The organism is Halorhabdus sp. SVX81 (assembly GCF_029207715.1).
Classification (GTDB): Archaea; Halobacteriota; Halobacteria; order Halobacteriales; family Haloarculaceae; genus Halorhabdus.
Genome location: NZ_CP104322.1, coordinates 1,846,013 through 1,859,140, shown reverse-complemented (window position 1 = coordinate 1,859,140; position 13,128 = coordinate 1,846,013). Strand labels below are relative to the sequence as shown.

General features: G+C 64.0%; 13 protein-coding genes and 1 tRNA gene. 9 read left to right on the top strand and 5 right to left on the bottom strand.

Annotation, left to right across the window (positions count from 1 at the left end; translation table 11 throughout):
• The first annotated feature begins 40 nt into the window (after positions 1 to 40).
• The 3 genes from SVXhr_RS09230 (at position 41) to SVXhr_RS09220 (ending at position 2,749) form a co-directional block, all read left to right on the top strand.
• Positions 41 to 940 (top strand): PhzF family phenazine biosynthesis protein, encoded by a 900-nt coding sequence (locus tag SVXhr_RS09230; protein WP_275736918.1) that lies wholly within the window; start codon positions 41 to 43, stop codon positions 938 to 940.
• 78 nt (positions 941 to 1,018) lie between these two features.
• The gene (mfnA, locus tag SVXhr_RS09225) at positions 1,019 to 2,068 is read left to right on the top strand and encodes a tyrosine decarboxylase MfnA (RefSeq protein WP_275736917.1); all 1,050 of its coding nucleotides are present in this window, start codon (positions 1,019 to 1,021) and stop codon (positions 2,066 to 2,068) included.
• Between the two features lie 135 nt (positions 2,069 to 2,203).
• Positions 2,204 to 2,749 carry a VTT domain-containing protein gene (locus SVXhr_RS09220; protein WP_275740916.1) on the top strand — a complete coding sequence of 182 codons (546 nt, stop codon included), beginning with the start codon at positions 2,204 to 2,206 and terminating at the stop codon, positions 2,747 to 2,749.
• A gap of 184 nt (positions 2,750 to 2,933) precedes the next feature.
• Here SVXhr_RS09220 and SVXhr_RS09215 read toward each other — a convergent pair.
• Positions 2,934 to 3,008: transfer RNA gene (locus SVXhr_RS09215), tRNA-Glu, on the bottom strand.
• Positions 3,009 to 3,147: 139 nt separating this feature from the next.
• On the opposite strand from SVXhr_RS09215, the gene SVXhr_RS09210 reads away from it, so the two are divergent.
• Together SVXhr_RS09210 and SVXhr_RS09205 are read left to right on the top strand one after the other, a co-directional pair.
• Entirely contained in the window at positions 3,148 to 3,594 is a 447-nt protein-coding gene (locus tag SVXhr_RS09210) for an NYN domain-containing protein (RefSeq protein ID WP_275736916.1), read from the top strand.
• Positions 3,595 to 3,653: 59 nt separating this feature from the next.
• Positions 3,654 to 4,496, top strand: coding sequence for a TatD family hydrolase (locus SVXhr_RS09205; protein WP_275736915.1), 843 nt, complete (start codon positions 3,654 to 3,656; stop codon positions 4,494 to 4,496).
• A gap of 30 nt (positions 4,497 to 4,526) precedes the next feature.
• Here the strand turns inward: SVXhr_RS09205 and SVXhr_RS09200 are convergent, their stop codons facing one another.
• Complete coding sequence (locus tag SVXhr_RS09200; protein WP_275736914.1) at positions 4,527 to 5,240, bottom strand: metal-dependent hydrolase; 714 nt, start codon at positions 5,238 to 5,240, stop codon at positions 4,527 to 4,529.
• 142 nt (positions 5,241 to 5,382) lie between these two features.
• Between SVXhr_RS09200 and SVXhr_RS09195 the strand changes: the two genes are divergently transcribed.
• Positions 5,383 to 6,492: a trypsin-like peptidase domain-containing protein gene (locus SVXhr_RS09195; protein WP_275736913.1), complete on the top strand. Its 1,110-nt coding sequence runs from the start codon at positions 5,383 to 5,385 to the stop codon at positions 6,490 to 6,492.
• 62 nt (positions 6,493 to 6,554) lie between these two features.
• On the opposite strand, the gene SVXhr_RS09190 is transcribed toward SVXhr_RS09195, so the two are convergent.
• The 3 genes from SVXhr_RS09190 to SVXhr_RS09180 form a co-directional block, all read right to left on the bottom strand.
• Entirely contained in the window at positions 6,555 to 7,460 is a 906-nt protein-coding gene (locus SVXhr_RS09190) for a hypothetical protein (protein ID WP_275736912.1), read from the bottom strand.
• A 19-nt stretch (positions 7,461 to 7,479) separates the two neighbouring features.
• Positions 7,480 to 8,640 (bottom strand): DNA primase small subunit PriS, encoded by a 1,161-nt coding sequence (gene priS / locus SVXhr_RS09185; RefSeq protein ID WP_275736911.1) that lies wholly within the window; start codon positions 8,638 to 8,640, stop codon positions 7,480 to 7,482.
• A 115-nt stretch (positions 8,641 to 8,755) separates the two neighbouring features.
• On the bottom strand, positions 8,756 to 9,241 hold the full coding sequence (locus SVXhr_RS09180) for an N-acetyltransferase (RefSeq protein WP_275736910.1): 486 nt from the start codon (positions 9,239 to 9,241) through the stop codon (positions 8,756 to 8,758).
• Positions 9,242 to 9,446: 205 nt separating this feature from the next.
• Between SVXhr_RS09180 and SVXhr_RS09175 the strand changes: the two genes are divergently transcribed.
• The 3 genes from SVXhr_RS09175 (at position 9,447) to katG (ending at position 13,061) form a co-directional block, all read left to right on the top strand.
• Positions 9,447 to 10,259: a DUF502 domain-containing protein gene (locus SVXhr_RS09175; protein WP_275736909.1), complete on the top strand. Its 813-nt coding sequence runs from the start codon at positions 9,447 to 9,449 to the stop codon at positions 10,257 to 10,259.
• Positions 10,256 to 10,666: an archease gene (locus SVXhr_RS09170; protein ID WP_275736908.1), complete on the top strand. Its 411-nt coding sequence runs from the start codon at positions 10,256 to 10,258 to the stop codon at positions 10,664 to 10,666. The genes SVXhr_RS09175 and SVXhr_RS09170 overlap by 4 nt, the downstream gene beginning before the upstream one ends.
• Positions 10,667 to 10,928: 262 nt before the next feature.
• On the top strand, positions 10,929 to 13,061 hold the full coding sequence (gene katG, locus SVXhr_RS09165) for a catalase/peroxidase HPI (protein WP_275736907.1): 2,133 nt from the start codon (positions 10,929 to 10,931) through the stop codon (positions 13,059 to 13,061).
• The last annotated feature ends 67 nt before the right edge of the window (positions 13,062 to 13,128 follow it).

The following is a 13,128-nucleotide window of genomic DNA, read 5'->3' as shown; positions in this document are numbered from 1 at the left end:
CGTCGGTGGACATATCCCCCTGGTGGCCCCAGCACGTGCTATGACAACCGACTCGCTCGTGGTTTCGCTCGTCGACGCGTTCACGACGGACTCCTTCGCCGGGAATCCGGCCGGCGTGGTTCCCGACGCTGCTGACCTGTCCGCCGATCAGATGCAGGCCATCGCCGCGGAACTCGGCGCGAGCGAGACGGCCTTCGTCCGCTCGGCCGAGGATGCCGACCGGACGCTTCGATATTTCACGCCCGAGAACGAGGTCGATCTCTGTGGACACGCGACGATCGCCGCCCACGCTCGGTTGTTCGAGCAGGGCGACCTCGACGCCGGCGACCACTCGATTTCGACGAACCTCGGGACGCTCTCTATCGAGATCGAACCCGACGGCACGGTCTGGATGGCGGGCGACGACCCCGACGTTCGGTCGGTCGACATCGGCTATGACCGGCTGGCCGAGATCCTCGGATTGACCGAGACAGCGTTCGCAGGTGTCGGCATGGATCTTCCGATCGCCCGGGCGTCGACGGGGATGCCATTTCTCGTCGTCCCCGTCAACTACTTCGAGCAGTTGGGTGACGTCGCGCCCAACCTGGCGGCGATCGAGCACCTCTGTGACGAACACGACGCGACCGGGCTGTACGCGTTCACGTTCGACACCCTCGATCGGGAGTCGACAGTGCATGGCCGGCTGTTCGCGCCGGGCGTCGGCGTCGACGAGGATCCCGTTACTGGGACGGCAAGCGGCGCGGTCGCGGCGTATCTTGACCGGTTCGCCGAGATCGACGCCACCACGGTCCGGTGTGAACAGGGCGACTTCCTGGATCGACCCGGGCGTGTACAGGTTCGCGTCGAGGACGGCGTCTTCGTCGGCGGGCAGGCCGTGACGACACTCACTGGCGACATTGCCATTCCGGACGTCGAGGATGGCGACATCATCGAAGTCTGACTGCGTGTCAGCGAATCTGACAGCGACAGTACTGCGACGAGCGGAACGGATAAACCGATCAAGCCCCAAATACCGTCCATGCAGCGAGCCGGGCCGCAGGATTTCGACCGCGTGCTTTCCTCGATGTGTACCGAACCACATCCAGCGGCTCGCGAGGCAGCCCAACGATTCCTCGCGACGAACCCGGGCGATCCCGGGACCTACCAGACGGTCACTGACCTCGAACGCCAGGCCGTCGACTTGCTCGGTGAGATCACCGGCCTCGGCAATCCCGCGGGCTACGTCACCAGCGGCGGGACCGAGGCGAACATCCAGGCCGTCCGGATCGCGCGCAACCGGGCAGAGACGACGGACCCCAACGTCGTCGTCCCCGACAGCGCCCACTTCAGCTTCACGAAGGCCGCCGAAATGCTCGATGTCGAATTGCGCCGGATTCCGACGACCGACTACCGGGCCGACGTCGAGGCAATGGCTGACGCCATCGACGACGACACTGTCGCCGTCGTCGGTGTCGCGGGCACGACCGAGTACGGCCACGTCGACCCGATCCCCGCACTCGCCGATCTGGCCGACGAGGCCGACGCGTTGATGCACGTCGACGCCGCCTTCGGCGGGTTCTTTCTCCCGTTCACTGATTTCGCGTGGCACTTCGGTCACGCCGACATCGACACGATGACGATCGACCCACACAAGGTGGGGCAGGCTGCGGTCCCCGCGGGCGGCTTTCTCGCGCGCTCGAGCGATCTGCTCGACGAACTCGCGATCGACACGCCGTATCTGGAGTCACGCTCGCAGGTGACGCTGACCGGGACCAGAAGCGGTGCGGGCGTCGCCAGCGCCGTCGCCGCCATGGAGGCGCTGTGGCCCGAGGGCTACCGCCGACAGTACCACGCGTCGATGGACAACGCCGAGTGGCTCGCCGACGCCCTCGAGGATCGTGGCTATACGGTCGTCGGCCCCGAACTCCCGCTGTTGGCCGCTGACGTCTCGCTGTCGTTGATCGAGCAGTTACGCGACCGCGGCTGGCGAGTCACGAAGACCGGGTCCGGCGAGATGCGCGTCGTCTGTATGCCCCACGTCACCCGGTCGATGCTCCGGTCGTTCGTTGCGGATCTGGACTGGTATTGAGCCGGTCGCTGCTTGGTTAGAATATTAAGGTTTACGACAACCCACCCGTAATCCTTCCGCGTGAATGGTGCCCTCCCACTCGTCATCGTTGGCGACATCGCCCAGGGGTTGGTGGATCCGTTCGGGGACGCGCTTCTGTCGAGCGCTGGGTTCTTCTCGGGGTTCTACGCCGTCCTTGAAGACATGGTCCGTTCAGCGACCGGCCCACTCGGGCTGGCCGTCATCGCGATCTACTCGTTTTTGATCGCCTTCGTGTTGCCGTTGCCGAGTGAAATCGTCCTCGCCCCGGCCGGACACATGCAACTGGGTCTCTCGTACAACTGGACCCTCGCGGTCATCGTCCTTGTTAGCGGGCTCGGGAAAGCTGCCGGGAGTGTCTTTGCCTTCCACATCGGCCAGGAAGCCAAGGAGTATGGCCCCCTTGTCAAGCGAATCAAGGAGTCCCGCTTCGACGTCATCGAGTGGTCCGAACGGAAGACCGTCCAACTGGCCCGCAAGTTCGGTTACGTCGGCCTGGCACTCGCTCTCTCCGTGCCTTTCTTTCCGGATACGATCTCGATCTACGCGTTCACGATTTTGGAAAAAGACTATGGAAAATTTGCGCTGGCGACGTTTGCCGGTAGCGTCGGTCGGCTGTTGGTGACGATGGGTATCATCGGTGGCGGCGCGTTTGTTCTGTGAGCGCCCGATTGAAACCCACTTAGCTTCTTCCGGTCAGCATCGTTGCGCGGTCAGGGATTTGAACCCGGTGGCGAGACGGTCGTCCTCGCTCCCTGCGGTCACGTCGGACGCTGCGACTCGCGTGGTTCAAATCCCTTTCCTGCGCGTGGATGGTTCTCGCTCACGTTGTTCGCTCGAAAATCCATGCTCGGTCAGGGATTTGAACCCTGGTCCTCGGCTCGAAAGGCCAAGATGATTGGCCGGACTACACCAACCGAGCGGGCCGCGAACTACACTCCGATCGACGGACTGGACCCTAATAAATGCCGTCAATTCGTCCCGGGACTGTGGCGTGTTAGGCTCACCCAGGAACCGGCGGAGACGGAACCTCCAAGTTCGACCCTCTCATCGGGGAGAATATGAGCTTGTTGGGCCGTCTTCGTGGCGATCAAGCGGGCGGCGTCGGTCTCTACGTCGACGGACCGAACGTCCTCCGTGAGGAGTTCGACATTGATCTCGACGACCTGCGAGCGATCGCCGACGAGTACGGCCGAGTAGCGGCTGCGCGACTCTATCTCGACGAACACGCTACCCCGGGGCTGATTCAGGCCGGCGAAGCCCGCGGGTTCGAGGTCATCACGACCAGCGGAGACGTTGACGTCAAACTCGCCGTCGACGCGACGCGAGCAGCCAGCGAGGGCCGGATCGACACGCTGGTGGTTGCCTCCCGCGATACTGACTTCAAACCCGCGCTGGAAGTCGCCGCCGACCGGGGCTGTCGGACGGTCGCGATCGCGCCGGGCGAACACGGCCGCTCGGACGCGCTGGCGAATACTGCCCACGAGAGCCACTCGCTCGAAGACTGAACAGCGTCGACTCGTTCGGAGACGAACGCCTTTTGGATCGAACACCCCCAGTTTCGGGTATGACTGACGAGTCCGACACGCCGATCCTGGATAATCACCTGCATCTCGATCCCGAACACGGCCGCGGGATCGACGCCGTCGAGGACTTCGCCAGGGCCGGCGGCACGCACCTACTGGTCGTCAACAAACCCTCCTGGATGCTCGAAGATGTCGGCGACGACGAGGCGATTTTCAGAGCGGTGTTCGAGACGACCATCGACGCCGTCGAGCGGGCCACGGAAGTACTCCCGGGACGCGCCTGGCCGGTTCTGGGCGTCCATCCCGCATTGATCTCGAAGCTGACGGGGCGGGGGTACACTCCTGAAGAAGCAGGCAACATCATGCAGGCGGGCCTTGACGTTGCCGCCGAGTACGTCGCCGACGGCCCGGCGCTCGCACTCAAATCCGGGCGGCCACACTACGACGTGGGCGACCCGGTCTGGGAAGCCTCGAACGATGTGATGAAACACGCCTTCGAGTTGGGTGCCGAAACCGGCTGCGCCGTCCAGCTTCACACCGAAGGTGGCCAGGACTTCACCGAGGTGGCCGAGTGGGCTGAAGATCGGGGGCTGCCGGCCAAGCGTGTCGTCAAGCACTACTCGGAAGGCCGCCTCGACGGGCCGACCAAGAGCGTCCTCTCGAACAAAGACGAGCTGGAGATCGCCATCGAGGAGAACGAACCGTTCCTGATGGAGACCGACTTCATCGACGATCCCGATCGACCAGGGGCGGTGCTCGGCCCGAAGACCGTCCCCCGGCGCGTCGAGTGGCTGCGGGCGGACGGCTACGACGACGCGATCCGGACAGCCCACGTCGAGACACCCGCCGCCGTCTACGGCATCGACACCGAATCGACGCTGTAAGTGCGGTCCAGATCCCGGTGGCGTCCCCACTTAGAGCTCGAACGTTCCGTCGCCGTCGAGGACGTGGACGTCTGCGTCGCTGCCGACGGCTTTGACCTCGCGGGCGAACGCCTCGGCGTCCTGTTCGATCGGCGGGAACGTGTCGTAGTGCATCGGGAAGGCGTACTCGACGTCGAGCCAGTCGACGGCGACGGCGGCCTGCTCCGGTCCCATCGTGAAATGATCGCCGATCGGGACGGCCGCGGCGTCGGGTTCGAGGAACGGCCCGATCACGTCGCGCATTTCCGACATCAGCCCGGTGTCGCCGGCGTGGTAGAACGCTGTGGCATCCTCGGTAGTGGTCCGGCTCGGTTCGGCGTCGGAGATCACGAACCCGGCGGGCATCCCGGCTGAGCCGATTTCGTTGGACGTGTTGATGCCGTTAGTGTGGTCGGCCCGATGCATCGTCACGAAGGCGTCGCCGGCCGCGACCGTCCCGCCGAGGTTCATCCCGACGGTCTCGTTGCCGTGCTCGTTCTCGATGTAACCGGCGAGTTCCGGCGTCGCGACGACGGTCGCGTCCGGGAACGCACCGACGTCGGCGATATGGTCGGCGTGCCCGTGGGTCAACAGCACGAAGTCGGGGCTCTCGACATCCGCGGGCGACAGCGAAGTCTTCGGGTTGTCGAAAAAGGGGTCGATCAACAAGCGCGTGTTTGCGAGTTCGACACTCCAGGTCGAATGACCGTGCCAGGTGAGTTTCATGGGTCAGGAACTGATACGCCCGAGAGATACTTAATCCTCGGTGGCTCGGCAGCATAGGTGGGCCTCTCGTGGGGTGTGACAGCTACCCCCAAGAACCTGTCGCCAGCCAAGCGTTTATGCGCGTTTACGACTAGCATTGCCTATGTCACCGCAGGGACTGTCTCGCCGACGGTTTCTCGGTCTGCTCGGTGCGGCAACCGCACTCGGCACCGCCGGCTGTGCGGACTCGCCGTCGGCCGAGACGACCGATCCGGTGTCGTCCGCGGGCGACGATCCGGGATTGGACGCAACCCGACTCGATGCGGACACCCAGTCGCGATACACTGACGTGTACCGTTCAATCAGCGATTCGGTCGTTCAGATCAGGGTCATCACGACCTTCGGGTCGGCGGGGACCGGAACCGGCTTTGTCTACGACGAAAGCCATCTCGTCACGAACGAACACGTCGTCGCGGACGCCCAAGACCTGTACGTCCGGTATCCGTCGACCGGCTGGCGAGAGGCGTCCATCGTCGGGACCGACACCCATAGCGACCTCGCGGTTCTATCCGTCGGGGACCATCCACCGGCCGCCGACCCGGTATCCTTTGTCGAACGTGAACCCGCCATCGGAACCGAAGTGGTCGCTATCGGGAACCCGTATGGCCTCTCGGGGTCGGTTTCCGCGGGTATCGTCAGTGGCGTCGACCGGACGCTTGAGGGGCCGAACAGGTTCTCGATCCCCGATACGATTCAGACGGACGCCGCCGTCAACCCGGGCAACAGTGGCGGCCCGCTGGTGACTCTCCAGGGCGAGGTCGTCGGCGTCATCAGTGCCGGCCAGGGCGACAATATCGGGCTGGCGATCTCCAGTGCGCTGACCACCAGGGTGGTCCCGAGTCTGATCGAGACAGGATCGTACGCTCACCCCTACCTCGGCATCGGGCTTCGGGACGTCACACCCGCCGTGGCGGAGGCTAACGATCTTCCGGAGACCTCGGGCGTCTACGTCACGCAGGTCGTTGACGACGGGCCGTCGGACGGGGTTCTCCGGGGGGCGACCGACGACGTGTCGATCAATGGACGGCCAATCCCGGTCGGTGGCGACGTGATTACCCGTATCGAAGGCGAGCCGACCCCGACCACCCAGCAACTGGCCAGTGCCCTGGCGCTCGAAACTCGAGTTGGACAACCGGCAGCGATTCAGGTCTGGCGGGACGGGACGACCGAGACGCTGGACGTGCGGATCGGATCCCGGGACCAAGCGGACTGACACTGCGGATTTCACAACTCAGTACCGCTGCAGTCTTCGAAAACGACCTTCACAGCAAGAGACTACTGGAGCGTCTCCGCGACGCCGCGCTCGACCAGGGGTTCGGCGTTTGTCGCCGGCAGCGTCACGACGTCTTCGGCCACCAGATCGTACGTCCGGTCGTCGACACCGAGAATCTCTCCGACATCGCTGGTGATTCGAACGGTCGTCCGCTCGACGCCGCCGTCCGTCGAATCCGGCGGACCGCCGTCACGCCGCGTCGTCGGGTCGGATCCGTCATCATTCGACCCGGCTGCCGGCGCTTTCGCGTTCTCGGCCGGCGCTGACGGGCTGGTCACGTCCGGATCGGCTGGACTCGCCTCGGGCGTCGAGTCGGTGCCCATCAACTCCGCCGCGGGCACCTCGTCACTCTCCGGGGTTGGACCGTCTTCGTCGGGTTCCATCGGCGGGACAGCCGGCTCCTGGCTGGCTGTCGTCGACCCGGCAGTGTCGGGTTGTGCAGTGACGCCTTCGTCGGTCACACTCGGTGGGGAATCTTCGACGGACGGTTCCGGTTCCGAATTGCCGGCGACGGACATGGAGTCTCCGTCCAGGACGTCGAAGACGCGCTGGCGATTCGATTCGATCGAACTCACCAGGTCAGCGAAGAGATCGCGCTCCTCGGTGGTCAGCCCCTCCTCCTCAGTTGGCATGTCCGCGGCCGCGAGCGACGCCATCTTGACGACTTTGCCGACGCGGCGTTCGTAGATGGCCTGCAGCGTTTGCTCGGCGGTGTCGATGTCATCTGAGAGGCGGGTGACCTTCGGGGAGTCGAACGGATCGTCGGCGGCCTCGGCCGCGCGCTCGCGCTCGGCCCGCAACGAGCGGACGAACTGCCCCGCCTCCTCGTAAAACGAATCGCGAAGCTGCTGGAGGCTGTCGGTCTGGCGCTCGCGACTCTGTACCGATTGGATCTCGTCTAAGTCCATGATTTTCGGCGACTCCAGCTTATTCCTGGCCCTTCTCGGCGCGTCCACGACTCATGAGGAACACGCCGAGGTACTCCGGAACGGAAGTAACTCCCTCCGGGAGTGTAAAGCTATCGCCACCGAGCTCGACCTCACCGGGATCTGTCACTTCGACGGTGATGTCGTGGCCCACAAACGTCTCCGGGACGGCGTCGACCAGCGGGTCGAACTCCGCAAGTTCATCCCGCGGGAGCTTCCGCACGGCGAGGCCACTGCCGCCGTGAAGGCTACCCGGCAGTCGGATGAGCCGGTTCGTGTCGGTCGTGACCGGTTCGTCGATCGGTGCGTTTTGCCCCTCGATGACGTCCCCGGTGATCGCCTCGACGAGCTTGCGGATCCCCGGGCCGCCCGCCTCCATGTTTCCGTCTTCGATCGCCGCGCGGTTTTCCTCGATCGCGCCATGGATCGTCTTCGCCCGTCCTTCGCCGATCCCTTCCAGCTCCTGTAGTCGTTCCATCGCCCGGTCTTCCTCGAGCGACTCGACTTCGTCGACGAAGGCGAGCAACTCGTCGTGGACGCGTTCCCCCCAGCCCCCTTCAGTCCGGAGCGTTCGGGCCGTCACGTTCCCCCGCATCTCCGTCGTCACGAGGCCATCCAGATCGAGGCCGATCCCACGAACGTAATCGACGATTTCACGCCTGGCCTCACGTTCAAGCTGTTGAATCCCCTCGTCGCGGACGTGGACGTGGTACCCGCGACCGCCCGAGAAGACGATCGTCAGGTCATCGAACCCGAAGTCGTCCTCCAGGAAGTCAAGCAGTCGAAAGAGAGCGTCCTTGCAGGCAGCGAGCATCTCGGCGTAGGTGGCCTGGGTGGGATCGACCGACGGCAGGTGATCGGCGTCCAGATCGAAGACGACGTCCGACCCGCGCCAGTCCTTGGCGCTCATCGACCCGGCCCCCGGGTCGGCGTATCGGCCGGCCGAAAAGTAGACGTGCCGTGGTCGTTCCCTGGCGAGGAACGATTCGAGGTCGCCGAGGTCAAGCAGCGACTGGTGGCGAACCATCGTTTCGCCGGGGCTGTCGGTCCAGGGGATGTAGCCCCATTCGCGTTCGTGGGCGTCCGGCGGCGGTAGCGGATCGGTTCGTCGATAATGATCGCCGAACCGGCCCCGGAGATACGCGCGGGTTCGCTCCTCCATCGCTCCCGGGTTCGCGGAGGGGAGGAAAATGATTGTCGGTCGGGCCCGCAACGCGGGGGGCGTTGACGTCTACACCGCGCGCTCGCCAGTCATCGAACCATTGGACTGTCCGATCCTATCGAGTCAACAGACCCTGGAGCCGATCGATGATCCCGTCGTCGTTGCCAAGTGTGAGGTAGTAGGCGTCCCCGCCGTCTTCGTAGTAGTTGTCGATCCGCCGCTCGACTTCGAAACCGATGTGGCGGTAGAACTGCATAGCGGACTGATTAGTCGTTCGCGCGTGACAGGAGACGGATTCATAATCTCCGACGGCCCGTGCGATGAGGCGCTTCCCGAACCCCTCGTTGCGATAGGCCGGATCGACTGCGAGAAAGAGAATGTAGCCGTCACGACGGACCGCTGCGAACCCGATGAGGTCCGGGTCGTGGCCCCCATCGTAATAGAGGTATGTTGTCGAGCGTCGATAGGCGTTCTCGAAGAATCGACGCCGCTGTCGTAAGATTCCCTCCTCGGATCTGATATGCTCCTTGAGGTTCCACGCGGCATCGACGAACTCGTCGTCGCCACGTTCGACCCGTGTCGCTTCGACAGTGACGCTCACTACGCAGGGGTATGATCTTGATCTATATAACGTTTAAGCCGACCGTCTTCTTTCCGACACGAACGGCGGAGTGGGAAAGCCGTCGGTAACATGGACGTCGATACTGTCGGGTTCGCATCCGCTCCTGCTGTCGCTGGGGGCAGGCGACCGACCCGTCGATCCCGTGGCCACAACGCTTTCGGTGGCTGCAGCTAATTGGTCGGATATGTCGAGTTCTATCCAGCCATCTCACCCGACAGATATCCGCGACCGGGTCAAGCAGGCGCTGGTAACCGGATTGACGCTCACCATCCCGCTGTTGATTACCGTGGTGGTTGTGAGCTTCGTCTGGGGGTTCATCTTCGGGATACTGCAACCACTGACGGGGACACTCCAAAGCGTTCTCGGCCTCGGTGGGAACACTCCGGTGATACTGCTTCAGATCATCTCGCTTGGTGCCGTGATTCTGCTCATCGGGTTCGTCGGCTTTCTTGCGGAGGCGTACTCCGGCGCGGCGGCTGTCGAGCAGCGCTTTGACCGTGCGATGGGAACGATTCCCGGTATCGGCAGCGTCTATCAGACGTTCAACGAGATGAGCGAACTGGTGCTGGACGCGGATACGGAGAGCTTTCAGGAGATCAAACTCGTCGAGTTCCCGACGGAAGGGTCCTACGCGACCGGATTCGTGACGGCCGAGACGCCCGAGGGGATCCAACAGGACACTGGCCACGAAGGGATGTTGACGATCTACGTGCCGCTGGCTCCGAACCCGCTCATGGGTGGATACGTCCTCCACGTCACACCGGATCGATGTATCGATGTCGATATGAGCGTCGAGGAGGGGCTCAAGGCCATCATGACCAGCGGCGTCGCCGTCGGTGAGACCGCGACCGCCGACGCGGATTCCATCGAGTATCCCGACAGCCTGCCGGACGGGATCGTCGGGACGGAGTGGCTATCGGGAACTGCGTCCGAAACTGACGACGCGGCTGCAGAGCAACCGTCCCGAGCCGATGACGGAGGAGAGGACCACACATGAGTTTCGACCTGCGCGAGCACACGGCGGACGTGGCAGTCGAATCGACCGGCGAAACTCTCGGTGACGCCTTTGGCGCGACAGCCGACGGCCTGGCCGCGGCGATGTGTGCAGACGTCCCTCGCCACGGCGAGCGCTTCGAGGTCGACGTGAGCGCCGAGAGTCGGGAGTCGGCACTGTTCGATTATCTGGACGAACTCATCTATCAGCGTGATATGCGGGGCGTCCTTCCGGTCGACAACCGGGCGACAGTCGACCGAACCGGCGATGACTGGCACGTCCGTGCCAGCGCTCGGGGCGTCCCACTGGACGCGATTTCCGCCCGTGAGGTCAAGGCCGTCACGTACTCGGAAATGGTCCTCGAAGCAACTGATGAGGGCTGGCACGCCTACGTCGTCTTCGATGTCTGATCGGAGCGATGCATGCCGGCTGTCCGTTGTTGATCGACGACTTGTCGACATGAGACCGGTCGCCGTCGAAATCCATCCCGCATCAGTTCCAGCACCGACAGAGAGACGACGAGGACGGCGAATTTTCCGGCGGCATTTCTCCCGGACGGGGGAAGGGCCAACCGATGGCGAGGATTATTAAACAGCGTGTATTTCTTTGGGCTCGGCGAAGACAACCTCGCCAAAGCCAAAATTAATGTGCGTTTGGCCCGTTCATCTGGTGATGCGAAGGAGTACCCAAGACTGGTGGCCAACCCAGCTTGACCTGACAATTCTGGATCAGAACGCTCGCGACGTCAGTCCGTACGACGCGGACTTCGATTACGCCGACGCGTTCGAAGAACTCGATCTCGAAGCGGTGAAGGCGGATCTAGAGGAACTGATGACCGATTCGAAGGACTGGTGGCCGGCCGATTACGGCCACTATGGTCCCCTCTTCATCCGAATGGCCTGGCACAGTGCCGGGACGTACCGGACCACGGACGGCCGTGGTGGGGCCGCTGGCGGGAGACAGCGGTTCCCGCCGCTTGACAGCTGGCCGGACAACGCGAATCTCGACAAGGCGCGTCGACTCCTCTGGCCGATCAAGCAAAAGTACGGCCGGAAGCTCTCGTGGGCTGACCTGATCGTTCTGGCCGGCAACGTCGCCATGGAGTCGATGGGCTTCGAGACGTTCGGCTTCGCTGGCGGACGTGAAGACGACTTCGCCCCCGACGAGTCGGTCGACTGGGGCCCGGAAATGGAGATGGAGTCCTCCGAGCGCTTCGAAGACGGCGAACTCGAGAATCCGCTCGGGGCGACTGTCATGGGGCTCATCTACGTGAACCCGGAGGGGCCGGACGGCGAGCCCGCCCCGGAGGCCTCGGCGGAGAACATCCGCGAGTCCTTCAGCCGGATGGCGATGAACGACGAGGAGACGGTCGCGCTCATCGCCGGCGGCCACACGTTCGGGAAAGTTCACGGTGCCGACTCCGGTGACCACCTCGGTCCCGAGCCCGCGGATGCCCCGATCGAAGAGCAAGGGCTCGGCTGGGACAACGAGTACGGCTCGGGCAAGGGCGCGGACACCATCACCAGCGGAATCGAGGGGCCTTGGAACACCACGCCGACCGAGTGGGACATGGGCTACATCGACAACCTTCTCGAGTACCAGTGGTGGCCCGAGAAGGGCCCCGGCGGCGCGTGGCAGTGGACCACCCAGAACGGCGAACTCGACGAGTCCGCCCCCGGCGTCGAGGACTCCGACGACAAGGAGGACGTGATGATGCTCACGACCGACATCGCGCTGAAGCGCGATCCGGATTACCGGGAGATCCTCGAACGCTACCAGGACAACATGATGGAGTTCGGGATCAACTTCGCGAAGGCGTGGTACAAGCTGATCCACCGCGACATGGGCCCGCCCGAGCGCTTCCTCGGTCCGGAAGTCCCAGACGAGACCATGATCTGGCAGGATCCCCTGCCGGACGCCGACTACGATCTGATCGGGGAGGATGCGGTCGCGGAACTCAAAGCAACGATCCTCGACTCGGAGCTCTCCCGCTCCCAGCTGGTCAAGACCGCCTGGGCCGCTGCCTCGACGTACCGCGACAGCGACAAGCGCGGCGGTGCCAACGGTGCTCGGATCCGACTGGAACCCCAGAAGAGCTGGGCGGTCAACGAGCCCGACGAGCTGGAGACGGTCCTCTCGACGTACGAGGACATCCAGGCCGAGTTCAACGACTCCCGGTCCGACGACGTCCGTGTCTCGCTCGCGGACCTGATCGTCCTGGGCGGGAACGCCGCCATCGAGGAGGCCGCTGCGGACGCCGGCTACGACGTGACGGTGCCCTTCGAGCCCGGCCGGACCGACGCCGAGCCCGAGCAGACTGACGTCGAGTCCTTCGAGGCGCTGAAGCCCGAAGCCGACGGCTTCCGCAATTACGTCGGCGAAGAGGCCGACCGCAAGCCCGAAGAGATCCTGGTGGACAACGCCGAGTTGTTGAACCTGACCGTCCCCGAGATGACGGTCCTCCTCGGCGGCATGCGCCAGTTGGGCGCGACCTACGGCGACACCGAGAAGGGCGTTTTCACCGATCAGCCCGGCACGCTCACGAATGACTTCTTCGTGAACGTCCTCGACATGGACTACGAGTGGGAAGGGACCGACGACGAGAACGTCTACGAGATCCGTGACCGCGAGACGGGTGCGGTCGAGTGGACAGGCTCGCGTGTCGATCTCATTTTCGGGTCGAACGCCCGACTTCGTGCCGTCTCGCAGGCGTACGCCGCCGAGGACGGCGAGGAGCAGTTCGTCTCGGACTTCGTCGACACCTGGAGCAAGGTCATGCAACTCGATCGGTTCGATCTCGAATAACGGCCGTCTCGCCGCCGCGTTTCTGTCGATCCGACGCCGTCTCCCGCTTCGAACCTTACTTGCTGCC

What these genes read in the sequence shown, in the direction of transcription:
- SVXhr_RS09230 (WP_275736918.1), top strand. Translation starts at nt 41, where the DNA reads ATGACAACCGACTCGCTCGTGGTTTCGCTCGTCGACGCGTTCACGACG.
- mfnA (WP_275736917.1), top strand. Translation starts at nt 1,019, where the DNA reads ATGCAGCGAGCCGGGCCGCAGGATTTCGACCGCGTGCTTTCCTCGATG.
- SVXhr_RS09210 (WP_275736916.1), top strand. Translation starts at nt 3,148, where the DNA reads ATGAGCTTGTTGGGCCGTCTTCGTGGCGATCAAGCGGGCGGCGTCGGT.
- SVXhr_RS09205 (WP_275736915.1), top strand. Translation starts at nt 3,654, where the DNA reads ATGACTGACGAGTCCGACACGCCGATCCTGGATAATCACCTGCATCTC.
- SVXhr_RS09200 (WP_275736914.1), bottom strand. Translation starts at nt 5,240, where the DNA reads ATGAAACTCACCTGGCACGGTCATTCGACCTGGAGTGTCGAACTCGCA.
- SVXhr_RS09195 (WP_275736913.1), top strand. Translation starts at nt 5,383, where the DNA reads ATGTCACCGCAGGGACTGTCTCGCCGACGGTTTCTCGGTCTGCTCGGT.
- SVXhr_RS09190 (WP_275736912.1), bottom strand. Translation starts at nt 7,460, where the DNA reads ATGGACTTAGACGAGATCCAATCGGTACAGAGTCGCGAGCGCCAGACC.
- priS (WP_275736911.1), bottom strand. Translation starts at nt 8,640, where the DNA reads ATGGAGGAGCGAACCCGCGCGTATCTCCGGGGCCGGTTCGGCGATCAT.
- SVXhr_RS09175 (WP_275736909.1), top strand. Translation starts at nt 9,447, where the DNA reads ATGTCGAGTTCTATCCAGCCATCTCACCCGACAGATATCCGCGACCGG.
- SVXhr_RS09170 (WP_275736908.1), top strand. Translation starts at nt 10,256, where the DNA reads ATGAGTTTCGACCTGCGCGAGCACACGGCGGACGTGGCAGTCGAATCG.
- katG (WP_275736907.1), top strand. Translation starts at nt 10,929, where the DNA reads ATGCGAAGGAGTACCCAAGACTGGTGGCCAACCCAGCTTGACCTGACA.